At 74.0% G+C, this 25,381-nt stretch carries 23 protein-coding genes; 9 read left to right on the forward strand and 14 right to left on the reverse strand.

Annotation, left to right across the window (positions count from 1 at the left end; translation table 11 throughout):
• The first annotated feature begins 257 nt into the window (after positions 1-257).
• Together ACI797_RS25655 and ACI797_RS25660 are read left to right on the forward strand one after the other, a co-directional pair.
• Positions 258-1,682 (forward strand): L-lactate MFS transporter, encoded by a 1,425-nt coding sequence (locus tag ACI797_RS25655; RefSeq protein WP_456540342.1) that lies wholly within the window; start codon positions 258-260, stop codon positions 1,680-1,682.
• Positions 1,679-1,831 (forward strand): MFS transporter small subunit, encoded by a 153-nt coding sequence (locus ACI797_RS25660; protein WP_456862814.1) that lies wholly within the window; start codon positions 1,679-1,681, stop codon positions 1,829-1,831. Before ACI797_RS25655 ends, ACI797_RS25660 begins: the two co-directional genes overlap by 4 nt.
• A 14-nt stretch (positions 1,832-1,845) precedes the next feature.
• Here ACI797_RS25660 and ACI797_RS25665 read toward each other — a convergent pair whose 3' ends face one another.
• From ACI797_RS25665 to purB, 7 genes are all read right to left on the reverse strand, one after another.
• Positions 1,846-2,238 carry a sterol carrier family protein gene (locus tag ACI797_RS25665; protein WP_456862817.1) on the reverse strand — a complete coding sequence of 131 codons (393 nt, stop codon included), beginning with the start codon at positions 2,236-2,238 and terminating at the stop codon, positions 1,846-1,848.
• Positions 2,238-4,520, reverse strand: a complete 2,283-nt coding sequence (gene purL, locus ACI797_RS25670; protein WP_456862820.1) for a phosphoribosylformylglycinamidine synthase subunit PurL — start codon at positions 4,518-4,520, stop codon at positions 2,238-2,240. The genes ACI797_RS25665 and purL overlap by 1 nt, the downstream gene beginning before the upstream one ends.
• On the reverse strand, positions 4,517-5,188 hold the full coding sequence (gene purQ / locus ACI797_RS25675; RefSeq protein ID WP_456862823.1) for a phosphoribosylformylglycinamidine synthase subunit PurQ: 672 nt from the start codon (positions 5,186-5,188) through the stop codon (positions 4,517-4,519). Before purQ ends, purL begins: the two co-directional genes overlap by 4 nt.
• Before the next feature lie 5 nt (positions 5,189-5,193).
• Positions 5,194-5,445: a phosphoribosylformylglycinamidine synthase subunit PurS gene (gene purS / locus ACI797_RS25680; RefSeq protein ID WP_456862825.1), complete on the reverse strand. Its 252-nt coding sequence runs from the start codon at positions 5,443-5,445 to the stop codon at positions 5,194-5,196.
• A gap of 64 nt (positions 5,446-5,509) precedes the next feature.
• A complete protein-coding gene (locus ACI797_RS25685; protein WP_456862828.1) occupies positions 5,510-6,316 on the reverse strand; it encodes a DUF559 domain-containing protein in 807 nt (268 codons plus the stop codon).
• Between the two features lie 216 nt (positions 6,317-6,532).
• Positions 6,533-7,399, reverse strand: a complete 867-nt coding sequence (locus ACI797_RS25690) for a phosphoribosylaminoimidazolesuccinocarboxamide synthase (protein ID WP_456862831.1) — start codon at positions 7,397-7,399, stop codon at positions 6,533-6,535.
• Entirely contained in the window at positions 7,396-8,703 is a 1,308-nt protein-coding gene (purB, locus tag ACI797_RS25695; RefSeq protein ID WP_456862834.1) for an adenylosuccinate lyase, read from the reverse strand. The genes ACI797_RS25690 and purB overlap by 4 nt, the downstream gene beginning before the upstream one ends.
• 104 nt (positions 8,704-8,807) lie before the next feature.
• On the opposite strand from purB, the gene ACI797_RS25700 reads away from it, so the two are divergent.
• A complete protein-coding gene (locus ACI797_RS25700; RefSeq protein WP_456862837.1) occupies positions 8,808-10,217 on the forward strand; it encodes an AI-2E family transporter in 1,410 nt (469 codons plus the stop codon).
• Here the strand turns inward: ACI797_RS25700 and ACI797_RS25705 are convergent, their stop codons facing one another.
• Positions 10,218-11,492: a dihydrolipoamide acetyltransferase family protein gene (locus ACI797_RS25705; protein WP_456862840.1), complete on the reverse strand. Its 1,275-nt coding sequence runs from the start codon at positions 11,490-11,492 to the stop codon at positions 10,218-10,220.
• Positions 11,493-11,495: 3 nt separating this feature from the next.
• Positions 11,496-13,673 (reverse strand): alpha-ketoacid dehydrogenase subunit alpha/beta, encoded by a 2,178-nt coding sequence (locus ACI797_RS25710; RefSeq protein WP_456862843.1) that lies wholly within the window; start codon positions 13,671-13,673, stop codon positions 11,496-11,498.
• 125 nt (positions 13,674-13,798) lie between these two features.
• On the opposite strand from ACI797_RS25710, the gene ACI797_RS25715 reads away from it, so the two are divergent.
• The 5 genes from ACI797_RS25715 to ACI797_RS25735 are packed head-to-tail and all read left to right on the forward strand — an operon-like array spanning position 13,799 to position 18,102.
• A complete protein-coding gene (locus tag ACI797_RS25715; RefSeq protein ID WP_456862846.1) occupies positions 13,799-14,299 on the forward strand; it encodes a VOC family protein in 501 nt (166 codons plus the stop codon).
• On the forward strand, positions 14,296-14,949 hold the full coding sequence (locus ACI797_RS25720; protein WP_456862849.1) for a GntR family transcriptional regulator: 654 nt from the start codon (positions 14,296-14,298) through the stop codon (positions 14,947-14,949). Before ACI797_RS25715 ends, ACI797_RS25720 begins: the two co-directional genes overlap by 4 nt.
• The gene (locus tag ACI797_RS25725) at positions 14,946-15,404 is read left to right on the forward strand and encodes a (2Fe-2S)-binding protein (protein ID WP_456862852.1); all 459 of its coding nucleotides are present in this window, start codon (positions 14,946-14,948) and stop codon (positions 15,402-15,404) included. The genes ACI797_RS25720 and ACI797_RS25725 overlap by 4 nt, the downstream gene beginning before the upstream one ends.
• Positions 15,401-17,452, forward strand: a complete 2,052-nt coding sequence (locus ACI797_RS25730; RefSeq protein WP_456862855.1) for a molybdopterin cofactor-binding domain-containing protein — start codon at positions 15,401-15,403, stop codon at positions 17,450-17,452. The genes ACI797_RS25725 and ACI797_RS25730 overlap by 4 nt, the downstream gene beginning before the upstream one ends.
• A 14-nt stretch (positions 17,453-17,466) precedes the next feature.
• Positions 17,467-18,102, forward strand: a complete 636-nt coding sequence (locus tag ACI797_RS25735) for a carboxymuconolactone decarboxylase family protein (RefSeq protein WP_456862858.1) — start codon at positions 17,467-17,469, stop codon at positions 18,100-18,102.
• 145 nt (positions 18,103-18,247) lie between these two features.
• On the opposite strand, the gene ACI797_RS25740 is transcribed toward ACI797_RS25735, so the two are convergent.
• Genes ACI797_RS25740 through ACI797_RS25755 form a run of 4 tightly spaced genes read right to left on the reverse strand, consistent with a single transcriptional unit; the run spans position 18,248 to position 23,008 of the window.
• On the reverse strand, positions 18,248-19,708 hold the full coding sequence (locus tag ACI797_RS25740; RefSeq protein ID WP_456862861.1) for an NAD-dependent succinate-semialdehyde dehydrogenase: 1,461 nt from the start codon (positions 19,706-19,708) through the stop codon (positions 18,248-18,250).
• A gap of 11 nt (positions 19,709-19,719) precedes the next feature.
• Complete coding sequence (locus tag ACI797_RS25745; RefSeq protein ID WP_456862864.1) at positions 19,720-20,964, reverse strand: M24 family metallopeptidase; 1,245 nt, start codon at positions 20,962-20,964, stop codon at positions 19,720-19,722.
• On the reverse strand, positions 20,961-21,917 hold the full coding sequence (locus ACI797_RS25750; protein ID WP_456862867.1) for an NAD(P)-dependent oxidoreductase: 957 nt from the start codon (positions 21,915-21,917) through the stop codon (positions 20,961-20,963). The genes ACI797_RS25745 and ACI797_RS25750 overlap by 4 nt, the downstream gene beginning before the upstream one ends.
• Positions 21,914-23,008, reverse strand: coding sequence for an alpha/beta hydrolase family protein (locus ACI797_RS25755; protein WP_456862870.1), 1,095 nt, complete (start codon positions 23,006-23,008; stop codon positions 21,914-21,916). The genes ACI797_RS25750 and ACI797_RS25755 overlap by 4 nt, the downstream gene beginning before the upstream one ends.
• 193 nt (positions 23,009-23,201) lie before the next feature.
• Here ACI797_RS25755 and ACI797_RS25760 point away from each other — a divergent pair, with 193 nt between their 5' ends.
• Positions 23,202-24,104, forward strand: a complete 903-nt coding sequence (locus ACI797_RS25760) for an ABC transporter substrate-binding protein (protein ID WP_456862873.1) — start codon at positions 23,202-23,204, stop codon at positions 24,102-24,104.
• Position 24,105: 1 nt separating this feature from the next.
• Here ACI797_RS25760 and purD read toward each other — a convergent pair whose 3' ends face one another.
• Entirely contained in the window at positions 24,106-25,374 is a 1,269-nt protein-coding gene (gene purD / locus ACI797_RS25765; RefSeq protein WP_456862876.1) for a phosphoribosylamine--glycine ligase, read from the reverse strand.
• Between the last annotated feature and the right edge of the window lie 7 nt (positions 25,375-25,381).

Raw genomic sequence — 25,381 nt, forward strand, 5'->3', positions numbered from 1 at the left:
CGGTGTGGCACACCCCGCAGGCCTGCACGTCGACCACGGCCTCACCCGGGCCCGGGTCGGGGACGACGACCGTCTCGACGGTGACCGGCTGACCCTTCGCGCGGGCGACGACGCCCCGAACCTCGTACGGCATGGCCTGAGCCTAGGCACCCGACCGGACCGCTCCGCACGGGCCGCCGTTTCCGCTGCTCCCCCGCGGGGCAACCCTCGCCCCGGACCCCGACGGCCCGGGTCCCCCGACCGTCGGAGGTCGCACCGTGGCAGTTCCCGCGTTCCTCGCCCGCGAGCGCATCGTGGCCAAGCCGGGGTTCAACCGCTGGCTGATCCCGCCCGCGGCGCTCGCCGTGCACCTGTGCATCGGCCAGGCGTACGCGACGAGCGTCTACAAGACCGCCCTGGTGGAGCACTTCGACACCAGCCTGACCGCGATCGGGATCATCTTCTCGATCGCCATCGTCATGCTGGGACTCTCGGCCGCCGTCTTCGGCACCTGGGTCGACCGCAACGGCCCCCGGGCCGCGATGTTCGTCGCCGCGGTGTGCTGGTCGATCGGGTTCCTGGTCGGATCCCTGGGCATCGCGACGTCGCAGCTGTGGCTGGTCTACCTGGGCTACGGCGTGATCGGCGGCATCGGCCTGGGCATCGGGTACATCTCGCCGGTCTCCACGCTGATCAAGTGGTTCCCCGACCGTCCGGGCCTGGCCACCGGCATGGCGATCATGGGCTTCGGCGGCGGCGCGCTCATCGCCTCGCCGCTGTCCCGCCAGCTCATGGCCTGGTACGACCCGTCCTACGACGCGGCCGACCCGACGTCGATCCCGAACGGCACCGCGGTCGCGCTGCTCTTCCTGACCCTCGGGCTGGTCTACCTCGTCTTCATGCTCTTCGGCGCCCTGATCGTCCGGGTGCCGGCCGACGACTGGAAGCCGGCGGGCTTCGACCCGTCGACGGTGAAGAAGAAGGCGCTGGTCACCACCGAGAACGTGTCGGCGCGCAACGCCCCGAAGACGCCCCAGTTCTGGCTGCTGTGGACCGTCCTGTTCTGCAACGTCACCGCCGGGATCGGCATCCTCGAGCAGGCCGCGCCGATGATCCAGGACTTCTTCCGGCGCGGGGAGGGCTCGCTGGTGGCCGCGAGCGCCGCCGCCGGGTTCGTCGGCGTCCTGTCGCTGTTCAACATGGCCGGCCGCTTCGTGTGGTCCTCGACGTCGGACTACATCGGCCGCAAGCGCATCTACATGCTGTACCTCGGGCTGGGGATGGTCCTTTACTTCGTCCTCGCCACCCTCGGGACGACGGCGACCTGGATCTTCGTGCTCACCGCCGCGGTGATCATCAGCTTCTACGGCGGCGGCTTCGCCACCATCCCGGCCTACCTGCGCGACCTGTTCGGCACCTACCAGGTCGGCGCCATCCACGGCCGGCTGCTCACCGCCTGGTCGGCCGCCGGGGTCGCCGGCCCGCTGATCGTCAACGGCGTCCTCGACACCCGGGGCACCCCCGGCCAGCTGGTCGCCGGCGACTACCGGCCAGCGCTGTTCATCATGATCGCCCTGCTGGCGATCGGGTTCGTCGCCAACCTCCTCGTCCGGCCCGTCGCCGACAAGTGGCACGAGCCCAAGGAGGCCGTCGAGGAGTTCACCCACCCGCACCACACCACGGAACGGAGTGCCGCCCGATGAGCTCGTCCCTCTCCTCCTCCGACGGCGGGCGGCCGACCACGCACACGCCCGTGGCGCTGATCGTGTTCGCCTGGGTGCTGGTCGGGATCCCGCTGCTCTACGGCCTGGTCCGCACGATCCAGACGGCGACCGCCCTGTTCACCGGCTGAGGTGCTTCGTCGGGCTAGAGCCCCTTGGTGAGCGGGCGCAGCGGCAGGTGACCGCTCAGGTCGGCGCGGTTGCCGCTGGCGCTGACCTTCCCCTCGGCGAGGGCGTCGGCCCAGGTGGTCGCGCCGGTGGCCAGCCGCAGCCAGGTGGCGGCGTCGGTCTCGACGACGTTGGGCGGGGTGCCGCGGGTGTGCCGCGGTCCCTCGACGCACTGGACGGCGACGTGCGGCGGCACCCGCAGCTCCACCGACCGGCCGGGAACCTGCTGGGCCAGCCAGCGGGCGCTGGTCTTCACCGCCGCGCCGAGGACCGCGCGCGGCGGCTGCTCGGCCTCGCCGGCCAGCCACGCGCGCACCGGCGCCACCGCGGCGGCCAGCTCGTCGGCCGGGATGGGCCTGCTCGCCGGCATCAGCTGGTCGGGACGGTTCCTGCCGGGACGGTGCCGACCGTGGCCTCCGGCGTGCCGAACAGGGCAGGCAGCGTCGCCGTCCACACGGCCCGGAGCTCGGCCAGCGGGAGCGCAGCCACGCCGTCGACGGCGAGCGTGTCGCCGCCCGTCGTCCCCAGCTCCGTGACGCGCACGCCGGCCCAGTCGGCCGTCGTCTTCACGGCCCCCGGATCGTTCGTGGTGACGATCGCGCGGGCACCGGACTCGCTGAACAGCGCGACGAACGGGTCGCCGGGCAGGGTCAGCGCCGCGCCGACGCCGTAGCGCAGGGCGGACTCGGCCAGCGACTGGGCCAGGCCGCCGTCGGCCAGGTCGTGCGCCGAGGTGAGGTGCCCCTCGCGGGCCAGGGCGCCGAGCAGCTCGGCCAGCGCCCTCTCCGCGGCCAGGTCGACCGCGGGCGGGCGCCCGCCGAGGTGGCCGTGCACGACCGAGGCCCACGCCGAGCCGCCGAGCTCCTCGCGGGTCTCGCCGAGCAGCAGCACGGTCTCGCCCGACGCCTTCCAGCCGGAGGGCACCCGGGTGCGGACGTCGTCGTGCACGCCCAGCACCCCGATCACCGGGGTCGGGTTGATCGCGACGTCGCCGGTCTGGTTGTAGAGGCTGACGTTGCCGCCGGTGACCGGCAGGCCCAGCTCGCGGCAGGCATCGGCGAGGCCGCGGACCGCCTCGGCGAACTGCCACATGACCTCGGGCTCCTCCGGGGAGCCGAAGTTCAGGCAGTTGGTCACGGCGAGGGGGCGGGCGCCGCTCACCGCCACGTTGCGGTAGGCCTCGGCCAGGTTCAGCTGCGCCCCGGCGTACGGGTCGAGGCGGGCGAAGCGGGCGTTGCCGTCGAGGGCCAGCGCGATGCCGCGGTGGCTCTCCTCGTCGATGCGGACGACGCCGGCGTCCTCGGGCTGCGCCAGCACCGTGTTGCCGCGCACGTAGCGGTCGTACTGCTCGGTCACCCAGGTCTTGTCGGCGCCGTCCGGGCTGGCGACGACGGCCAGCCAGTGCGCCTGAAGCTCCTCCGGCGTCGCGGGCCGGGGGAGCGCCGCCGCGTCGTCGGCCTGCAGGTCGTCGAGGTCCTGCGGGCGGGCCATCGGCCGGTCGTAGACCGGCCCCTCGTGCGCGACGGTCCGCGGGGGGACGTCGACGATCCGCTCGCCGTGCCAGTCGACGGTGAGCCGGTCGCCGTCGGTGACCTCACCGATGACGGTGGCGAGGACGTCCCACTTGCGGCATACGGCGAGGAAGGCGTCGACCTTGCCGGGCTCGACGATCGCGCACATCCGCTCCTGCGACTCGCTCATCAGGATCTCGGCCGGCGTGAGCGTCGAGTCGCGCAGCGGGACGGCGTCGAGGTCGACGTGCATGCCGCCGGTGCCGGCGCTGGCCAGCTCGGACGTCGCGCAGGAGAGCCCGGCGCCGCCGAGGTCCTGGATGCCGGTGACGAGGTCCTGGGCGAAGATCTCGAGGCACGCCTCGATGAGCAGCTTCTCGGTGAACGGGTCACCCACCTGCACGCTGGGCCGCTTCGCCGGGCCCTCGGCGTCGAAGGTCTCGCTCGCCAGCACGCTGACGCCGCCGATGCCGTCGCCGCCGGTGCGCGCGCCGAACAGGATCACCTTGTTGCCGACGCCCTCGGCCTTGGCCAGCCGGACGTCCTCGTGCCGCATCACGCCCACGCACAGCGCGTTGACCAGCGGGTTGCCGGCGTAGCACTCGTCGAAGAGCAGCTCGCCGCCGATGTTGGGCAGGCCCAGGCAGTTGCCGTAACCGCCGACGCCGGCGACGACGCCGGGCAGCACGCGGGCGGTGTCGGGGGCGTCGGCGCGGCCGAAGCGCAGCGAGTCCATGACGGCGACCGGGCGGGCGCCCATGGTGAGGATGTCGCGGACGATGCCGCCGACGCCGGTGGCCGCGCCCTGGTAGGGCTCGACGTAGCTCGGGTGGTTGTGCGACTCGACCTTGAAGGTGACCGCGTAGCCGTCACCGACGTCGACGACGCCGGCGTTCTCACCGATGCCGACCAGCAGCGACTCGCTCCTCGGCAGGTCCCCGAACCGCCTGAGGTGGACCTTGGAGGACTTGTACGAGCAGTGCTCGCTCCACATGACCGAGTACATGGCCAGCTCGGCGGTGGTAGGCCGGCGACCGAGGATGTCGCGGATGCGCAGGTACTCGTCGGACTTCAGGCCCAGCTCGGCCCAGGGCTGCTCGTCGTCCGGCGTCTTCGCGGCGAGCTCGACGGTGTCGATCATGCGTTCACGGCCGCCTTCAGCACGGAGGTGAAGAAGCCCAGCCCGTCGGTCGAGGGCCCGGTGAGGTCCTCGACCGCGTGCTCGGGGTGCGGCATGAGGCCGACGACGCGACCGTTCTCGCTCGTCACTCCAGCGATGTCGCGGGAGCTGCCGTTCGGGTTGCCGCCGACGTAGCGGAAGACGACCCGGTTCCCGGCCTCGAGCCGGTCGAGTTCCTTCTCGGCCGCGACGTACCGGCCCTCGCCGTTCTTGACCGGGATGACGATGTGCTGCCCCGGCTCGTAGGCGCTGGTCCACGCGGTGTCGGCGCGCTCGACGCGCAGCACCTGGTCGCGGTTGCGGAAGTGCAGGTGGCTGTTGCGGGTCAGCGCGCCGGGCAGCAGGCCGGCCTCGCAGAGCACCTGGAAACCGTTGCAGATGCCCAGCACCGGCAGGCCGCCGCCCGCCGCGGCGACGACGTCCTGCATCAACGGCGAGCGGGCGGCGATGGCGCCGGCGCGCAGGTAGTCGCCGTAGGAGAAGCCGCCGGGGAGGACGACCGCGTCGACGTCCTTCAGGTCGTGGTCGGCGTGCCAGAGCGCGACCGGCTCGCCACCGGCCAGGCGCACCGCCCGCGCGGCGTCGACGTCGTCCAGGGAGCCCGGGAAGGTGATGATCCCGATGCGCACGAGCTTCAGTCCGTTCGGTCGGTCTTCGGGACGTGCAGTTCGACGTCCTCGATGACGGGGTTGGCCAGGAGCGTCTCGGCGATCCGGCGCAGCTCGGCCTCGTCGGGGGTGCCCTCGACGTCGAGCACGAAGTGCTTGCCCTGGCGGACGCTGGTCACGCCGTCGTGGCCGAGCCGGCCGAGCGCGCCGAGCACCGCCTGACCCTGGGGGTCGGAGATCTCAGGCTTCAGGACGACGTCGACGACCACCCGCGGCACGGTTCCCGAGCCTACCTGGCGGCCCTGATGCGCCGAGATCGGCGTTCTCGCACGGTTCGAGCGCTCAAAGCGTGCGAGAACGCCGATCTCGGCGCGGGACCACCTGCGCGATCTCGCTCAGGACCTGAGCGGGCCGGCCGTACACGTCGGCTCCGCTGAAGCGCAGGACGGTCCACCGGTCGACCACCAACGAGTTCTGCCGCCGGAGATCCTGGACGAACACCCGGCGTTCCCGGTGCACGTCGCCGTCGAACTCCACCAGCACACGCGCGTCGGGCCAGGCGAGGTCGCCACGACCGAGGAACCGGCCGGAGGCGTCACGCATCTCGTACTGCACGACCGGCGGCGGGAACCCCGCCTCGTGGATCAGCCACCGCAGGACCGACTCCATGGGCGATTCCGCCCGGGGGTTCCCCAGCGGCAGGACGGCCCTCGCCCGTGCCGATCCGCGACCGGCGGGCCGGCGGTCGAGCTGCTCCTGCAGTTCGGCGGTGGTGCAGCCCCGCGCGAGGAGCTGGTCGGTCACGGCGAGCAGCGGCCCGGGCCGGAGGACGCCGGCGAGATCACGCCAGGTGCGCGCGGCGGTCGTCGAGGGAACGGTCCGCCGGCGGGTCACCTCGTCGGAGAGGAGGTCGGCGCGGTACACCCGCCGATCGGCGCGGCTCTCGGCGCGCGAGGCCCGGGGCACCGTCACGTCCACCCGGCGGTCGGCCGGATCCTGCATCGGGATCTCCAGGCCCCAGAGGAACGCCGCGCTGCGATGGCTCGCGACGGCCCCCGGCGGCGCGGTGAGCAGGACGGCGGCGAGCCTGCCCAGTGGTTCGGCTGCCTGCGCTCTCGGCAGGTAGGTGTCGCGAGACAGCCGCGCCACCGCGGGGTGCTGCAGTTGGCGGTCGTTCAGCCCCGCCTCGAGCGCCTGAGCACGCGTGCTGGGACCTGTCAGCCGAGAGCGGGGACGTCTGCCGGACACCCGCGCAGCCTGGCGCCGGAGCGGCCTCCTGCGCCGGCGCTGTCCACAGCTGCCGACGAGATCGGCGGTCTCGCACGCTTTGAGCGCTCACAGCGTGCGAGAGCGCCGATGTCGCCGCTACTCGAAGCTGCGGCCGGTGAGGCGTTCGTAGGCGGTGACGTAGCGGTCGCGGGTGGCGGCGACGACGTCATCGGGCAGGGGCGGCGGCGGGGAGACGTGGTCCCAGCCCGAGTCGTTGGTCAGCCAGTCGCGCACGAACTGCTTGTCGTAGGAAGGCTGCGCCGCGCCCGGGGCCCACGAGGAGGCCGGCCAGAACCGCGACGAGTCGGGGGTGAGCACCTCGTCGCCGAGGACCAGCCGCTCGCCGTCCAGCCCGAACTCGAACTTGGTGTCGGCGAGGACGATCCCGGCGGAGGACGCGATCTCGTGCGCCCGCTCGTACAGCGCCAGCGTGAGGTGCCGCAGCGCCGCCGCACGGGAAGCGCCCACCAACGACTCCACGGTGGCGAACCCGATCGCCTCGTCGTGCTCGCCCACCTCGGCCTTGGTGGACGGCGTGAACACCGGCGCCGGCAGCCGCGACCCCTCGACCAGCCCCGGTGGCAGGGCGACGTCGACGATCGCGCCGGTGCGCTCGTACTCCCGGGTCCCCGAGCCGGAGAGGTAGCCGCGGGCCACGCACTCGACCGGCAGCATCTCCAGCCGCCGCACGAGCATCGCCCGGCCGGCGACCGAGGCCGGGACGTCGTCCGCCGACACCAGGTGGTGCGTCGCCCCGAACGAGGCGAGCACCGGCGCCAGCTGCTCGAACCACCACACCGACAGCTGGGTGAGCACCTTCCCCTTGTCGGGGATCGGCGTGGGCAGCACGTGGTCGTAGGCGGAGATCCGGTCGGAGGCGACCAGCAGGAGCCGGCCGTCGCCGGCGTCGTAGATCTCGCGCACCTTGCCCCGGGCGAGCAGGGGCAGGTCGACGGCGGTCACCGCAGGGCCGCGACGCGCTCGAACAGCGGGTCGAGGTTCTGCACGTACCGCTCCGGCCGGCAGATCTCGTCCAGCCGCGCCTCGTCGAGCTCGACGGACGACGCCTTGGCCCGGGCGCGCAGCGTCTCCCGGAACGGCGTGCCGGTGTTCCAGGTCTCCATCGCCGCCGACTGCACCAGCGCGTAGGCGTCCTCCCGGGACAGCCCGCCCTCGACCACCTCCAGCAGCACCGACGACGTGTAGATCAGCCCGCCGGTGGACTCGAGGTTGGCCCGCATCCGGTCGGCGTCGACGACGAGGTTCTCGACCAGCCCCGCGGTCAGGTGCAGCAGGTAGTCGGTGGTGATCGCGGCGTCGGGGAGGAACACGCGCTCGGTCGAGGAGTGCGAGATGTCCCGCTCGTGCCAGAGCGGGATGCCCTCCATGACGGGCACGACCGCCGCCCGCACCACCCGCGCCAGCCCGGCGATGCGCTCGGAGCGGATCGGGTTCTTCTTGTGCGGCATCGCGCTCGAGCCCTTCTGGCCCGCGCCGAACGCCTCCGACAGCTCCCGCACCTCGGTCCGCTGCCCGTGCCGCACCTCGAGCGCCACGGTCTCGCAGACCGTCGCGATGATCGCCAGCGCGGCCACCCACTCGCTGATCGAGTCGCGCAGCACCACCTGGGTGGAGGCGTCGGCCGGCCGCAGGTCCAGCGCGGCGGCGACGGCGACCTCCACCGACGGGTCGATCAGCGAGTACGTGCCGACGGCGCCGGAGATCGCCACCACGCCGACCCGCTCGCGCGCGGCCCGCAGCCGGTCGCGCGAGCGCGCCGCCGCGAAGGCGAGGTCGGCGACCCGGTGGCCCCACACGTCGGGCTCGGCGTGCACGCCGTGGGTGCGCCCCACCTTGATCGTGTGCCGGTGCGCCAGCGCGTGGTCGCGCAGCGCGGCGACCAGCCGGTCGGCCTTGGCCAGCAGCAGGTCGGTCGCCTCGGTCAGCTGCACCGCCAGCGCCGTGTCGAGCAGGTCGGACGACGTCATGCCGTGGTGCACGTAGGCGGCCGCCGACCGCGGCGAGGTGTTGTCGGCCCAGGCGCTGAGGAAGGCGATGACGTCGTGCTGCGTCGTCTCCTCGATCTCCGCCACCCGCTCCGGCGTCGGCGGCGGCGCGTCGCGCACCGGCTCGACGACGTCGGCGGGCACCCGGCCGGCCGCCGCGTGCGCCTCCAGCACCAGGGTCTCCACCCGGCACCACAGCTCGTACTTGTGCTGGTCGCTCCAGACCCGGCCCATGTCGGGGAGCGTGTACCGCTCGATCATGCGGGTACCGCCTCGGCCCGGTCAGCTCGTCGCACCACGGGACCATCCTCCCGCAGAGCTACCGTGATCATGGACGGCCCCCAGAGCCAGGGCGGAGGTGCGGGATGCTGCGACGGGCGAACGCCGTGGTCACGCGGGCCCGGGAGCGCATCCGCGCCGCCGCGGAGCACGATCCGCACGCCTGGCCCGAGCGCGACGACGACCGGGCCATCCTCCTCCACGACGACGAGCTCGAGCCCGTCGAGCCGGCGGTCGACGGCAACGGCGCGAGCCGCCCGCCGCTGGGCAGTCCCGAGCCCGGCGCGCCCGACCTGGACGGCCCGATCAACCCGGGTGGCGTCAGCGGTCCCCCGAGCGGCGGCCGCCCGCACCGGCCGGGCGAGCGCACCTCCCGGCTGCTGCGCGAGCGCACCGCCCCCGAGGCGGCGGTCCCCACCGGCCTGCGCACGGCGGCCTCCTGGTCGTGGCGGCTGATCGTCGTCATCGCGAGCGTCTACGCGCTGGTCTACGCCATGGCGACCATCGCCGTCGTCGTCGTCCCGGTCATCGTGGCGCTGCTGCTCTCGGCGCTGCTCCAGCCCGGCGCGGCCGGGCTGATCAAGCGCGGCTGGCCGCGCTCGCTGGCTGCGACGGCGATGCTGCTGGTCGGCCTCGGGGTGGTCGCCGGGATCATCACGCTCGTGGTCGAGCGGTTCACCGCCGGCTTCTCCGACCTCGCCGCGCAGGTCAGCGAGGGCATCGGCCAGGTGCAGACCTTCATCGTCCGCACCTTCCCGATCACCCGCGGCCAGCTGGAGGACGCGGTCGGCACGCTGCAGGACACGCTGGTGTCCAACCAGGACACGATCACCAGCGGCGCGATCACCACCGCAGCCACCGTGGGCCACGTGTTCACCGGCATCGTCCTCGCGCTGTTCACGCTGTTCTTCTTCCTCAAGGACGGCCGGTCGATCTGGCTGTGGCTGGTCGGCCTGTGCCCCCGGGAGTCCCGGGCGTACATGGACGAGGCGGCCCGCCGCGCGTGGCGGACGCTGATCTCCTACGTCCGCGCCACCGTGGCCGTCGCGCTGGTCGACGCCGTCGGGATCGGCATCGGCCTGGCGATCCTCGGCGTGCCGCTGGTCATCCCGCTGGCCGCGCTCGTCTTCCTCGGGGCGTTCATCCCGATCATCGGCTCGTTCCTCGCCGGAACGGTCGCCGTCCTGGTCGCGCTGGTGTCGGTGGGGCCGATCAAGGCGCTGATCGCGCTGGCGATCGTCGTCCTGGTCATGCAGCTGGAGGGGCACGTCCTGCAGCCGCTGCTGCTGGGGCGCGCGGTGCGGGTGCACCCGCTCGCCGTCGTCCTGGCCATCGCCGCCGGCCTGCTGGTCGGCGGGATCTTCGGCGCGCTGATCGCCGTCCCGACGGTGGCGTGCGCCAACGTCGCCGGCACGTACCTGTCGCGCCGGCACGACGGGCCCCGCCCGCCCGAGCCACGACCCGAGCGGGCGAAGCCCGCGGTCACCGCGAAGTAGTCAGACCAGGATCCGCAGCGGCTGCTCCACGGTCGCGGTGAACGCCGCCATCCACTCCGCGGCCAGCGCGCCGTCGATCACCCGGTGGTCGGCCGAGAGGGTCACCCTCACCACGGTGGCCACCGCCAGCGCGCCGTCGACCACGACCGGCTCCTGCCGGGCCGCGCCGACGGCGAGGATCGCCGACTGCGGCGGGTTGATGATCGCCGAGAACTCCTCGGTGCCGAACATGCCGAGGTTGGTCACCGACAGCGCGCCGCCCTCGAGCTCGTCCTGGCGCAGCCGACCGGCCCGGGCGCGCTCGACCAGGTCGCGGGTCGCCGCCGCCACCTCGGCCACGCCCAGCCGGTCCACGCCCCGCACCACCGGGGTGAGCAGGCCGGTCTCCGTCGCCACGGCGACGGCCACGTCGACGGCCGCGAACTGCCGGGTCGCCTCGGGCGTCCAGATCGCGTTCATCCGGGGGACGGCGGTGTGCGCGCGGGCGGCGGCCTTCACCAGCAGGTCGGTGACCGAGACCTTGGTGCCGGCGTCGGCGAGCCCGGCGCGCAGCCGCAGCAGCTCGTCGACCCGCAGCGAGGCGCGCACCGTGAAGTGCGGGATCGTCTGCTTGCTCTCGGTCAGCCGGCGCGCGATCGCCCGCCGCATCGGGGTGTGCGGCACGTCGGTCCAGCCCGCGGGCTCCTCGACCCGGGCGGCGGCGGGCACGGGGGCGGGCTCGGGGGCCGGCGCCGTCCGGGCCGCCTCGACGTCCCGCCGGATGATCCGGCCGCCCGGCCCCGTGCCGGTGATCGACTCCAGCGCCACCCCGGCCTCGCGGGCGAGCCGCCGGGCCAGCGGGCTGGAGAAGATCCGCCCGTGCCCGTTCCCCACCGGCGCGGCCGCTGGGACCGACTCGGCCGCCGCCAGCAGCGGCTCGGGCACCGCCGGGGACGGCGGTGACTCCTGCTTGCCGCCCTCCGGGTCGGGCGGCGAGTCCGGGAGCCCGCCGACGCCGAGCGACGCGAGGACGGCGCCGAGGTCGTCGACCCGCTCGCCGGGGTCGCCGAGGACGGCGATCGGCGCGCCGACGGCCACCGTCGTCCCCGGGGCCACGAGCAGCTTGAGCACCTTGCCCGCCTGCTCGGCCTCCACGTCGACGACGGCCTTCTCGGTCTCGACCGTGGCGACGACGTCGTCCGCGCCGAACTCGGCGTCCTCGGCGAGCGACCAGCCGGCGAGGACCGCCTCGGTCGCGTTCGCCGCCACCTCGGGCATGAGCATCAACCGGGCCACGGCTCAGATCCCCGTCATCTCGGTGAGCTTCGCGATGACCTCGGCGCTCTGCGCGATCGCGGCGCGCTCGAGCACCTTGCTGATGCTCGGGGAGGCCTCGCCGCCGGTGACCCGCTCCACCGGGGAGTCCAGCCAGTCGAAGAAGCGGCGCTGGATCTCGTCGGCCAGCCACCCCCCGTACGACGTGCCGACGGCGCCCTGCTCGGCGATGAGCACGTTGCCCGTCTTGCGGATGCTGGCGCCGATCGTCTCCCAGTCGATGCTGGCCCGGTCCAGCCAGCGCAGGTCGACCACGTCGACGTCGAAGCCGCCGTCGTCCACCGCCTCGAGCACGTAGCGGGTCATCGCCAGGTAGGTGAGGACGGTGACCTTCCCACCGGTCCGCCGGACCGCCGCCCGGCCCACCGGCAGGCAGTAGTCGAGGTCGTCGACCGGGCCGGGACCGGTCGAGTTGTAGAGGTCGACGTGCTCGAGGACGACGACCGGGTCCTCGCAGCGCAGCGCCGCGTTCATCAGCCCGACGTAGTCGAACGGCGTGGTCGGGGCGACGATCCGCCAGCCCGGGTTGGTGGCGAAGATGCCGGCGGGGTCCATCGAGTGCTGCGAGCCGTAACCGGTGCCCATCGCCACCTTGCTGCGCAGCACGAACGGCACCGGGCCGGTGCCGCCGAACATGTGCCGCGCCTTGCCGATCTGGTTGAACAGCTGGTCGGCGGCGACCCACATGAAGTCGGCGTACATGAACTCGACGACGGGGCGGAACCGTCCGTCGACGGCGATCCCGCCGCCGAGACCGGCGAAGGCGTTCTCGCTGATCGGCGTGCCGAGGATCCGGTCGGGGAAGCGGTCCTTCAGCCCGCGGGTGGCGCCGTTGGTGCCGCCGTTGAGGCGGTGCACGTCCTCCCCCATGACGACGACCCGCTCGTCGGTCTCCATCCGGCGGTTCATCACCGCGGCGACCGCCTCGATGAACTTCTGCTCCCGCACCTCGACGGCGGGGTCGTCGGTGTCGGCGAACCGCGCGCCGGCGAACTCCGACAGGTCGCCGCGGACGCCGACGTCGACGAACGACGGGTCGGGCCACTCGGCCGCGCGGATCCGGCGGGCGCCGGGCTTGCCGCCGGGGTCGGGCTCGAACAGCACGTCGCCGACGTCGGCCATGCCCTGCCGGGCCGCGGCGAGGGTCGCCTCGTGGTCGGCCTGGGTCGCCAGGCCGAGGCGGACGAGGTGGCCGACGACCTGGTCGATCGGGTCGCGGGCCCGCCACTCCCGCTCCTCCTCCTTGCTGCGGTAGCCGAAGGCGCTGCCCGGGAAGCCGCCGTTCTGGTGGAAGTAGCGGTAGGTGTCGGCCTCGACGACGGTCGGGCCACGGCCGGCCCGCATGTGCGCGACCGCCTCCCGCATGGCCAGGTGGACGGCGAGCGGGTCCATCCCGTCGACCTTCCAGCTGGCGATGCCGAACCCGGGCCCGCGGCCGGACAGCCGCGGCTCGCAGGTGGCCTCGAAGACGTTGGTGGAGACGGCGTAGCGGTTGTTCTCGATGAAGAAGCAGACCGGCAGGTGCCAGGCGGCGGCCAGGTTGAGCGTCTCGAGGGTGGAGCCGATGTTGACCGCGCCGTCACCGAAGTAGGTCACCGCGACCGCGTCGGTGCCGGCCTGCCGGTCGGCCCAGGCGAACCCGGCCGCCTGCGGGACGCCGCCGCCGACGATGGCGTTGGTGCCCATCGCGCCGGCGTCCTTCCACTGCAGGTGCATCGAGCCACCACGGCCGTGGCTCCACCCGCGGTCCAGCCCGCAGATCTCGGCCAGCGTGCGCAGCAGGACCTCGCGGACGTCGTCGTCGACCCCGCCGGTCAGGTCGAGACCCTTCGGCGCGACGTGGTGCAGCGCCTTGGCGAGGAACTGGTGGTGGCCGCGGTGCGAGCCGTTCACCTGGTCGGCGCTGGTCAGGGCGAGCACCGATCCCACGGCGCCGCCCTCCTGGCCGATGCTGGAGTGCGCCGGGCCGTGAATGAGCCCGCCGCCGGCCAGCTCGAGCACGTACTCCTCGAACACGCGCACCAGCACCAGCTGGGCGTGCACCGTGCGGAGCAGCTCGGGGTCGGCCGCGTCCCAGTCCTCGTCGGTCGCGACGAGCTCGACCCAGGGCGCGGACGGCTCGAGGCGGCGGTGGAGCGGCATGACGCTTCTCCTCTCGCGGATCCAGCATTGGATCCGACTGCGAGTGATCTGCGCCGGATGCTAGTGCTCCCGATCACATTCGCCTAGGCTCTGGATCCAACCTGCTGACATCGAGGGAGATGTGCATGGCGCTGCCGGGGCTCACGGGGGTGGACCACGTCGGGTTCACCGTGCCCGACCTGGAGCAGGCGCGGGCCTTCCTCGTCGACGTCCTGGGCTGCGAGTACCTCTACTCGCTGGGCCCCTTCGTCCACGACGACAGCGACTGGATGGCCGAGCACCTGAACGTGCACCCGCGGGCGCGCATGCGCAACTGCTTCTTCCGCTGCGGCGGGCAGGCGATCTTCGAGGTGTTCGAGTACGAGGCGCCCGACCAGGCTCCCGAGCCGCCGCGCAACAGCGACGTCGGCGGCCACCACGTCGCGCTCTACGTCGACGACCTCGACGCCGCCGTCGCCCACCTGCGGGCGCACGGCGTGCGGGTGCTCGGCGAGCCGACGGCGAGCCGCGGCGCCCACGAGGGCCAGCGGTGGGTCTACTTCCTCGCGCCGTGGGGGATGCAGTTCGAGCTGGTCAGCTACCCCGACGGCAAGGCGTGGTTCCGCAACCCGGAGGCGTTCGCATGACGTCGGTGCAGGACGCGGCGAGCGCGCGGGTCGCCCACCACCTCCGGCAGGCGATCCTGCGCGGCGAGATCCGGCCCGGCGAGTGGATCCGCCAGGAGGAGGTGGCCGAGCGGCTCGGCTCGAGCCGGCTGCCGGTCCGCGAGGCGCTGCGGATCCTCGAGGCCGAGGGGCTCACCGAGCACGAGCGGCACCGCGGCGCCCGGGTGCCGAGCCTGTCGATGCACGAGGTCGACGTCGTCTACCGGATGCGCGAGCAGCTCGAGCAGCTGGCCATCGCCGAGAGCATCCCGAACCTCACCGACTCGCAGATCCGGCACCTGCAGCGGGTGCAGGACCAGATCGAGGCCGACGGCGACCTGGCCGGCTTCCTCGAGCTCGACCGCGAGTTCCACCTCTCCAGCTACACCGGCTGCCGGATCGAGCAGCTCACCTCGACGGTGACCCGGCTGTGGAACTCCACCGCCCACTACCGGCGCGAGTTCGTCCGGCTGTCCGGACCGGGGCGCAAGTGGGTGATCAACGCCGAGCACCGGCTGCTGCTCGACGCGATCGAGCGCCGCGACGTCGTCGACGCCGAGCGCTGCCTGGCCGGGCACATCCGCCGCACGCGGATCGAGCTCGGCCGCCACCCGGAGGTGTTCACCCGGTGAAGTTCGCGTTCACGGTCAACGGCCGCGCCTGCTCCGTCGAGGCCGAACCGGCCACCCCGCTGCTCACGGTGCTGCGCAACGAGCTGGGTCTGATGGGCTCGCGGTTCGGCTGCGGGCTGGGGTTGTGCGGGGCGTGCTTCGTCCGGCTGGACGGCGCCGTCGTCCCCTCCTGCGACACCCCGGTGCAGGCCGCGGCCGGGCACGAGGTGGTGACCGTCGAGGGGCTGGGCGCCGACGGCGCGCCGCACCCGGTCCAGCAAGCGCTGCTCGACCGGCAGGCCGCCCAGTGCGGGTTCTGCATCTCGGGCATCGCGGTGCGCGCGGCCGCCCTGCTCGAGGAGGTCCCCTCCCCCGACGCCGCCACGGTCGCCGCCGCGCTGGACCGCAACCTGTGCCGGTGCGGCGTGCACCGGCGGATCGTGGAGGCGGTCGTCGAGGCCGGGGGTGCGTCGTGACGGCGACCTCCGACACCGGCCCCCGGGTCGACGCGGCGCCGTCCGCGCCCCCGCAGCTGCCCAAGGACGTCGCGGCCAACCCGCGGCTGTCGTCCTGGGTGCGGGTGCTGCCCGACGGCGTGGTCGAGCTGCGGGTCGGCAAGGTGGAGTTCGGCCAGGGGATCGTGACCGCGCTGGCCCAGGTGGCCGCCGAGGAGCTCGGTGTGCCGCTGGAGCAGGTGCGGATGCTGCCCGCCGCCACGTTCGGGCCGGACGAGGGGCTCACCGCGGGCAGCATGTCGGTCGCCGAGGCGGGGCCGGCGGTCCGCCTGGTCTGCGCGCACGTGCGCGCGCTGCACGCCGGCGCGCCGTACGGGTCGGTGGCCGTCGACCTCGACGTCGACGCCGACCCGGCGGTGCCGCTGCGCGACCCGGCGACCTACCGGCTGGTCGGCACCAGCACTCCCCGGCTCGACCTGCCCGACAAGATCGCCGGGCGGCCGCGGTACATCTCCGACCTGCGCCTGCCGGGACAGCTCTTCGGCCGCGTGGTGCGCCCGCCGTCGCCGGGCGCGACGCTGCGCGCGGTGGCCGAGGGGGCGGTCGGCGACGGGCTCACCGTCGTCCGCGACGGGTCGTTCCTCGGGGTGGTCGGCGCCGACGAGGCGGCGGTCGCCGTCGCCGCCGAGCGGCTGCGCGCGGCCGCGACGTGGGACGAGCAGGACACCCTGCCCGACGAGCGCGCGCTGGACGCCTACCTGCGGGAGACGCCGAGCGAGACGGTCACCGTCCTGGACGAGCCCGTCGGGCCCGCCACGCACACCGCGCGGTACAGCCGGCCGTTCCTCGCGCACGGCTCGATCGCGCCCAGCTGCGGCCTGGCCCGGTGGGACGACGACGGCCGCGTGCACGTCTGGAGCTCCAGCCAGGGCGTGCACCGGCTGCGCGACGCGCTCGCCGGGGCGCTCGGCCTCGACCGCGACACGATCACCGTCGAGCACGTCGAGAACGCCGGCTGCTACGGCCACAACGGCGCCGACGACGCCGCCTTCGACGCAGTGCTCCTGGCCCGGGCCGTTCGGGGGCGCCCGGTCCAGGTCCAGTGGAGCCGCCGCGACGAGCTGGCGTGGGCACCGTTCGGCTCGGCGATGACCGCGCAGGTGTCGGCGTCGCTCGACGGCGGCGGGCGCATCACCTCGTGGAGCTACGACGTCTGGTCGCAGGGCCACACCGCCCGGCCCGGCTACGCCGGTGTGCCGGGGCTGCTCGCCGGGCGCCACCTGGCGCAGCCGCTGCCCCTGCCGCCGGCCGCCGACCCGCCGCTGCCCGCCGGGGGCGGGTCGCTGCGCAACGCCGTCCCGCTCTACGAGGTGGGCGCCCGGCGGGTGCACGGGCACCGGCTGCTCGAGAACCCGGTCCGCTCCTCGGCGCTGCGGGCGCTGGGCGCGCACCTCAACGTCTTCGCGATCGAGTCGTTCGTCGACGAGCTGGCCGCGCTGGCCGGGGCCGACCCGCTGGAGTTCCGGCTGCGCCACCTCGCCGACGCCCGCGCGCGGGCGGTGCTCACCACCGCGGCGGAGGCGGCCGGCTGGGGCGCGGAGCTGCCCGACGGCATCGGCCGGGGCCTGGCCGTCGCCCGCTACAAGGGCCGCGCCGCGTACTGCGCCGTCGTCGCCGAGGTCGAGGCCGTGAGCGACGTGCGGGTGCGGCGGCTGACGGTCGCCGTCGACGTCGGCCGGGTGGTCAACCCCGACGGCGTCCGCAACCAGATCGAGGGCGGCGCGGTGCAGGCGACCAGCTGGACGCTCAAGGAGCGGGTGCGCTTCGACCACCGCCGCGTGACCAGCGACGACTGGGAGAGCTACCCGATCCTGCGCTTCTCCGAGGTGCCCGAGGTCGAGGTGCACCTGCTCGACTCGGGCGAGCCCTCGGTCGGCGCCGGCGAGGCGGCCCAGGGCCCCACCGCCGGCGCGATCGGCAACGCGCTCGCCGCCGCCGTCGGCGTCCGGGTGCGCGACCTGCCCCTCACCCCCGAGGCCGTCACGGCCGCCATCTCCGCATCCGACTGACGAAGGAGTCCGTCATGCCCCGCCCGCACATCAGCTACGTGCCGCTGGAGTCGATGAACGCCGCGATGCAGGAGGAGATGCACCGCTGCGCCCGGGAGGGCACGCCTCGGCCGGAGAGCTCGGCGGTGCGCGCGCACGTGCCCGAGGCGTTCTGGGCGTTCGCCGACTCGTGGAAGGCGCTGTTCCACTCCGGCGTCTGCGACCACGCGATCAAGGAGCTGTGCCGCGTCTACATCTCGCGCACGGTGAAGTGCGAGTTCTGCGGCAACCAGCGCTCGACCAAGGCGGCGAAGGCCGGTCTCGAGGAGATGCAGTACGACGAGCTGCTCAACTTCGAGAAGTCGGAGAGGTACGACGAGCGGCAGAAGGCGGCGCTGGCCTACGCCGAGGCGATCGCGTGGGGCATGCCGGCCGACGAGGAGGGCTTCTGGGCGCGGCTGCACGCGCACTTCTCCGAGCCGGAGCTGGTCGAGCTGGGCTGCTGCATCGCGCTCACCTTCGGCCAGCAGAGCTGGATCCGCCTGCTCGGCATCGACCACCACCAGTACATGGCCGGCACCGACGCCTCGATGGCGCCCGGCTTCCGCACCGCCGAGGAGCTCGCGGAGAGCAAGGCCCGCCCCGACTACTGGGCGGCGTCCCGCCCCTGAACGGCGGCTCGCCGGGATCAGGTGACCTGATCACGGCGGCTCCTCCCTCGTGCTGCGGCGTGAGGGAGGAGCCGCTGCGATGGGGGAGGACGGCAGCGTCAGGGCCGAGGGCTGGGCGGCACCCCGCCCCCGGACGGCGACGGGGTCACCAGGTGACGGCGATGTACTTGCTCTCCAGGTAGTCGAGCAGACCGTGGTGGCCGCCCTCGCGACCGATGCCGCTCTGCTTCACCCCGCCGAACGGCGCCGCCGGGTCGCTGACCAGCCCGCGGTTGAGGCCGACCATGCCCGACTCCAGCGCCTCGCTCACCCGCAGGCCGCGGCCGACATCGCGGGTGTAGACGTAGGAGACCAGTCCGTACTCGGTGTCGTTGGCCATGCGGATCGCCTCGGCCTCGTCGTCGAAGGCCACGATCGGCGCCACCGGGCCGAAGATCTCCTCGCCGAGGATCGCCGACCCCGGGCGCACACCGGTGAGCACCGTCGGCTCGTAGTAGAAGCCCGCACGGTCGGGACGGCGGCCACCGACGACGGCGGTCGCCCCATCGGCCACCGCCCCCTGCACCAGCTCGTCGACCTTCGCGGCGGTGTCGTCGTTGACCAGCGGGCCGAGCTGGGTGTCCTCGTCCAGCCCCGGCCCCATGGCCAGCGCCGCCATGCGCTCGGCGAGCCGGCGGCCGAACTCCTCGGCGACCGGGCGCTCCACGTAGAAGCGGTTGGCCGCGGTGCACGCCTCGCCGCCGTTGCGCATCTTGGCGATCATGGCGCCGTCGACGGCGGCGTCGAGGTCGGCGTCGGCGAACACCAGGAACGGCGCGTTGCCGCCCAGCTCCATCGAGCAGTTGATGACCTGGTCGGCCGCCTCGTGCAGCAGCACGCGCCCCACCTCGGTCGAGCCGGTGAACGACAGCTTGCGCACCCGCGGGTCGTGCAGCATCGCCGAGACGACGGCGCCGGAGCGGCGGGCGGGCAGCACGTTGACCACGCCCGGCGGCACCCCGGCGTCCTCGAGGATCCGGGCCATCGCCAGCGCCGTCAGCGGGGTGTCGCTGGCCGGCTTGAGCACCACGGTGCAGCCGGCGGCCAGCGCCGGGCCGATCTTGCGGGTGGCCATCGCGGCCGGGAAGTTCCACGGCGTCACCAGCACGCAGATCCCGACCGGCTGCTGCACGACCAGGATCTTGTTGGCGCCCGAGGGGGCCGTCTGCACCGCACCGGTCGCCCGCACGGCCTCCTCGGCGTACCAGCGGAAGAACTCGGCGGCGTAGGCGACCTCGCCGCGGGCGTCGGGCAGCGCCTTGCCGTTCTCCAGGGTGACCAGCCGGGCGAGGGGCTCCTTCTGCGCCGTCATCAGCTCGAACGCGCGGCGCAGCACCTCCGCCCGATCGCGCGGCGGGGTCGCCGCCCAGGACGCCGCCGCGGCCTCCGCCGCGTCGACCGCGGCGATCGCGTCCTCGACGGTGCCGTCGGCGACCGTCGTCAGCACCTGACCGGTCGCGGGGTCCAGGACGTCGAACCGGCTGCCGTCGGCGGCCGGCACCGGCTTGCCGCCGATCCAGAGCTCCGTGAGCAGGTGGTCGAACTCGCCCAGTGCATCGAGGCTCATGGCCGGCCCTCTCAGTACGGGTTGGTGACGACGAGGTCCTGGCTCGGGAAGAGCGTCAGGATCTGCGGCCCGTCGGGGGTGACGACGACCTCCTCCTCCAGCCGGGCGGCGGAGAAACCGTCGCCGGCCGGGCAGTAGGTCTCCAGCGCGAACACCATGCCGACCTGCAGCTCGATCGGCTCGGTCATGCTGTTGAGCCGGGAGATGATCGGCCGCTCGTGCAGGCCGAGGCCGAGCCCGTGGGCGAACTGCAGCCCGAAGGCCTCCATCTCGCTGCCGAAGCCGAACTCCTCCGCCCTCGGCAGCAGCGCGGCCACCTCGTCGGTGCCCACGCCGGCCTTGATGCCGGCCAGCCCGCGGTCCATCCACTCGCGGGCCTGCTTGTAGGCGTCCCGCTGCGCCGGGGTGGCGCTGCCGACGCTGAAGGTCCGGTAGTAGCAGGTCCGGTAGCCGTTGAACGAGTGGATGATGTCGAAGAACGCCTGGTCCCCCGGGCGGATCAGCCGGTCGGTGAAGTTGTGCGGGTGCGGGTTGCACCGCTCACCGGAGATGGCGTTGACCGCCTCGACCTGGTCGGAGCCCATCTCGTAGAGGCGCTTGTTCGCGTGCGCGACGATCTGGTTCTCGCGCACCCCGGGCTTCAGCATCTCGACGATGTCCTGGTAGACGCCGTCGACCATGGCCGCCGCCTGGTTGAGCAGGGCGATCTCGTCGGGTGACTTGATCACCCGGGCGTCGAGCATGAGCTGCTGGGCGTCGACCACCCGGAGGCCCTGGCGCTCCATCTCGAACAGGAACGGCGGCTCGACGATGTCGACCCCCACCGGCAGGTCGGCCACCCCCGCCTCCACCAGCAGCGACTTGATCTCGGCCACCGCCTCGGCCATGAGGCCGACCGTAGGGGCGACCGCTCCGCGGAAACCGAGGAAGCCGGCCCGGTAGTTCTCGGTCGGGACCCACCGGGAGTACTGCTGGTGGTGCTTGACGGCCGAGCCGAAGTCCCACAGCACGGGGTCCTTGCCGCGGGCCAGCAGCGCGTACCGGATCATCTTGTCGCCGAGGGCGCCGCCGATCCACGTCTGGGTCGTGTAGCGGATGTTGTAGAAGTCGAACAGCAGGAAGGCGCCGCACTCGCTGGCCTCCAGGGAGGCCTTGGCCCGCCCGAGCCGGTACTCGCGGAGCCGGGCGAAGTCGACCCGCTGCTCGTAGTCGACGCCCATGTGGCCGGGCGCCGGCAGCGGCCGCGCACCGGTCACCGCGCGCCGCCGTCCGCGCTCAGCCCGTCGTCCACGGGGACGTTCTCCGGCTCGAGTCGGAGGCCGGAGTTGTGCGCCTGCAGGTCGAGCAGGATCGAGAAGTCCTCCTCGACCCGGCCGCTGCTGACGCTGGCCTGCACGGCCGCCGCGGTCGCGGCGGCGATCGGCATCGGGACGTCGAGGTCGTGCGCGGCCGCCAGGCCGAGGTCGAAGTCCTTGCGCAGCAGGATCGGGGTGAAGGTGGGCGAGTAGTCCAGGTTCACGAACGCCGGCGACTTGTAGCGGGTGAACACCGAGCCCATGACGCTGTTGTTAAGGAACTCGAGGAACGCCGCGCGCGGCACCCCGCCCTTCTCGGCGAGCACGGTGATCTCGGCCATGCACTGGGTGACCACGCCCAGCATGAGGTTGTGGCAGATCTTCACCAGCCGGGCGACGTCGCCCTCGCCGACGTAGGTGACGTGCCGCCCGATGTGCTCCAGCAGCGGCCGGACCTGCTCGAACGTCGCCTCCGGCCCGGAGGCGACCAGGCTGAGCTTGCCGGCTTTGACCACCTTGCCGTTGCCGCTGACCGGGCTGGCCAGGAAGGCCACGCCCCGCTCCTCGGCCGCCGCGCGCATCGCCTCGGACGCCGCCTGGTCGACCGTCGAGCAGTCGACCACGATCCGCGGCACGTCGTCCGGGTCGGTCAGCAGGCCCCCCTCGCCGAGCAGGACCTGCTCGAGGTCCTTGGAGGTGGAGACCATGACGAAGACGGCGTCCATGCCGCGCAGCTCGGCGATCCGGTCGGCGACGACGCAGCCGACCTCGGCCAGCGGCTCGGCCTTGGCCTTCGTCCGGTTCCAGACGGTCACCTTGACGCCGGCCTTGGCCAGCCGGGTGGCCATGGCGGCCCCCATCCGGCCGGCGCCGATCCAGCCGACCGACTCCGGGGCGGCGACGCTGTCGTTCACTGGGTGCTCCTCGTTCCATCGGCGAGCGGGGGTGCGGCGAGCCGGTCGGCGAGCCAGTCGGCGGTGTACGGGCGGTGCCAGGGCGCGACGTTGGCGCAGCCGTGGTTGCCGTCCTCGAGCATCAGCAGCTCCACCTCGCCGCCGGTGGTGTCGCGCAGGCGCTCGGCGTGCCGCCAGGGGATCAGCCGGTCCTTGCGGCCGAACACGATCAGCAGCGGGGCGGTGATCTTCTCGGCGACGCCCTCGAGCGAGAGCGTGTGCGCGAGCCGCCGCGCCTCGTCGTCGGTGGCCGCGCGCGAGCGGACCCGGAAGGTCTCGCGGGTCAGCTCGGGCAGCTGCGGCCAGCAGTCGCCGAAGTCGTAGGGGCCGGCCAGGGCGACGCAGGCACGCACCCGGTCGCCCAGCGCGGCGGCGACCCGCGGCGCGTAGTAGCCGCCGAGGCTGACGCCCCACACCGCGACGCGGCCGGCGTCGACCTCGGGCAGCCCCTCCAGCGCGGTGAGCAGCGCCTCCCCCACGGCCGACCAGTCGCCGCGGATCGGCAGGTCGTACTCGGCCTCCCCCTGGCCCGGGCCGTCGACGCTGAACGTCGCCAGGCCGCGGTCGAGGAAGGTCTCCTCGGTGGAGCGCAGCTCCTCCTTGGTGGAGTCCAGGCCCGGCAGCAGGACGACGACGGGGTGCGGGCCGGCGCCGCCGGGGGTGCGCAGCACGCCGACGAGCGACGTGCCCTCGAACGGGACCTCGACCCGGCGCCCGGGGCGCAGCAGGTGCGGGAGGGCGTCGGTGAGGCAGGCGACGGCGCGCTCGTGGGCGGCGCGCATCTGGTCGAGGTCCTCGACGAAGACGAACTTGCCGAAGTGGAAGTAGACGGCGGCCTGCGCGAGGTGCTGGCCGGCGGAGACCGACCGGCCGTCGGCGAGGGCGCGCCGGCCGAGCCGCTCGTGCTCGGCACCCTTCGCCGACCACGCCGCGCACCAGTCGGCCCAGTGCTCGACGCGGCGGGTGACCTCCTCGAAGTCCGAGACGGTGACGCCGTTGGTGGTGAAGCGAGGACCCCAGTGCGCGATCGCCGACGACACCCGCTCGTCCATCCGGGTCCTCCCGCTCTGCAATCGATTGTGACCGGTGTCAGCAGGGTCCTATCGCGGGGACCGCCCTGTCAAGCACCGGTCGTCGGCCTCCCGCGGTGCGTGGCGGATCCGCAGATCGTGCAGGTCTGGTGCAATCGACTGCACGGCGGCATACTCCCTGGTCCCGCTCGGACCACCCGGAGGACGCCGCAGGATGTCTGCTCCCCGTCTCGTCGTGGGCGCCTTCAGCCCCTCGGTGCTGCTCTCGCTCGCCCGCCGCACCGGCCGGCTGGCCGAGGCCGGGCTCGACCCGGAGGAGGTGCCGGTCGCCTCGTCACCGGGGCAGTTCCGGTCGCTGCTCGCCGGTGAGCTCGACGTGGCGCTCACCAGCCCCGACAACGTGCTGGCCTACCGGTTCAGCCCGGGCAACCCGCTCGGCGAGCTGCTCGACGTGCGGATCGTCGGCGCCGTGGACCGGGGGCTGGGCCTGGCCCTCTACGCTCGGACCGGCGTCGACTCGCTGCGCGGCGCGCGGGTCGGCGTCGACGTCCCCACCTCGGGGTTCGCGCTCGCGATGTACGCGCTGGCCGAGTCGCTCGGGGTGGGCCGGGACGAGTACGAGCTGGTCGCGCTCGGCTCGACGCCGCGGCGGCTGGCGGCCCTGCTGGCCGGTGACTGCGACGCCACGATGCTCAACGCCGGCAACGAGCTGGTCGCCGAGGAGCGGGGCTGCCGGCGCCTGGCCGCGGTCGCCGACCGGTGCGCGCCGTACCTCGGCACGGTCCTGGCCGTGGCCGGCGAGGCGCACCTGGAGCCGGCGCGGGCGCTGGCCGGCGTGCTGGCCGGCACCGCCGACGCCGTCCTCGCCGGGGAACTCGACGACCTCGCCGCCGACGTGGCGGCCGAGCGGCTGGGGCTCTCCCCCGAGCTCGCCCGCCGCCACGTCGCCCGGCTGCGCAGCCCCGCCGAGGGCCTGGTGCCGCACGGCGCGGTGGACCCGGCGGGGCTCGCGACGATCGCCGGGCTGCGGCGGCGCTTCCTGCCCGAGGTGGTGGACGGCGCCGACGTGCTGGACCGGCCGCTCGACGCGTCGTCCGGCCTGCTCGCCACGGCGTGAGCTATGCCGTGACCCGGCCCTCCACCGCGGCGAGCGCGATGTCGGTGCGCCAGTGCCCGTCGGCCAGGCGCACGCCGGCGACCCGCTCGTAGGCGAGCTGCCGGGCGGCGGCGAGGTCGGCGCCGACCGCGGTGACCGCGAGCACCCGACCGCCGGCGGAGACCACGGCGCCGTCGGCGGTGACCGCCGTGCCGGCGTGCAGCACGCCCTCGCCGTCCGCCCCGGTGATCGGATCCCCGGTGCGCGGCCTCTCCGGGTACCCGGGCGCGGCGACGACGACGGTGACCGCCGCGCCGTCGCGCCAGCGCAGCGGCGGGTGGTCGGCGAGGGTGCCGGTGGCGGCGGCGTGCAGCAGCCCGGCCAGCGGGGTCTCGAGCAGCGGCAGCACGACCTGGGTCTCCGGGTCGCCGAAGCGGGCGTTGAACTCGACCACCCGGACCCCGCGGGAGGTCAGCGCCAGGCCGGCGTAGAGCAGGCCGCTGAACGGCTCGCCGCGGCGGCGCATCTCGTCGACGGTCGGCTGGAGCACGGTGGCCAGCACCTCGTCGACCAGGCCGGGCGGTGCCCACGGCAGCGGCGCGTAGGCCCCCATGCCGCCGGTGTTGGGGCCGCCGTCGCCGTCGTCGCGGCGCTTGAAGTCCTGCGCGGGCACCAGCGGCAGCACCGTCGTCCCGTCGGTGACGGCGAACAGCGAGACCTCGGGCCCGTCGAGGTACTCCTCGACCAGCACCGCGTGCCCGCCGTCGAGCACCGCCCGCCCGTGCGCGAGGGCGGCGTCGCGATCGGGGGTGACCAGCACGCCCTTGCCGGCGGCCAGGCCGTCGTCCTTGACGACGTAGGGCGCTCCGGGGGCGACCGCGGCGACCTCGCCGAGCGCGGTCTCCAGCTCGGCCGGCCCGCCGACCGGCCACGAGCGCGCCGTGGGCACCCCGGCGGCGGCCATCACGTGCTTGGCGAAGGACTTGCTGCCCTCCAGCTGCGCGGCCTGCTCCGAGGGGCCGAAGCAGGCGATGCCGGCGTCCCGGACGACGTCGGCGGCCCCGGCCACGAGCGGGACCTCGGGTCCGACGACGACCAGGTCGGCACCCCACTCGCGGGCGACCGCGGCGACCGAGTCGGGGTCGGCCACGGTGACCGGCAGCGGCTCGGCGACCGCGCGGGTGCCGGCGTTGCCGGGCGCGCAGGCGAGCGCCTCGACCGCGGGGTCGGAGGACAGAGCCACGCACAGGGCGTGCTCCCGGGCGCCGGAGCCGATCACGAGCACGCGCACGGGCGCC

This window comes from Geodermatophilus sp. SYSU D00691 (assembly GCF_054050275.1).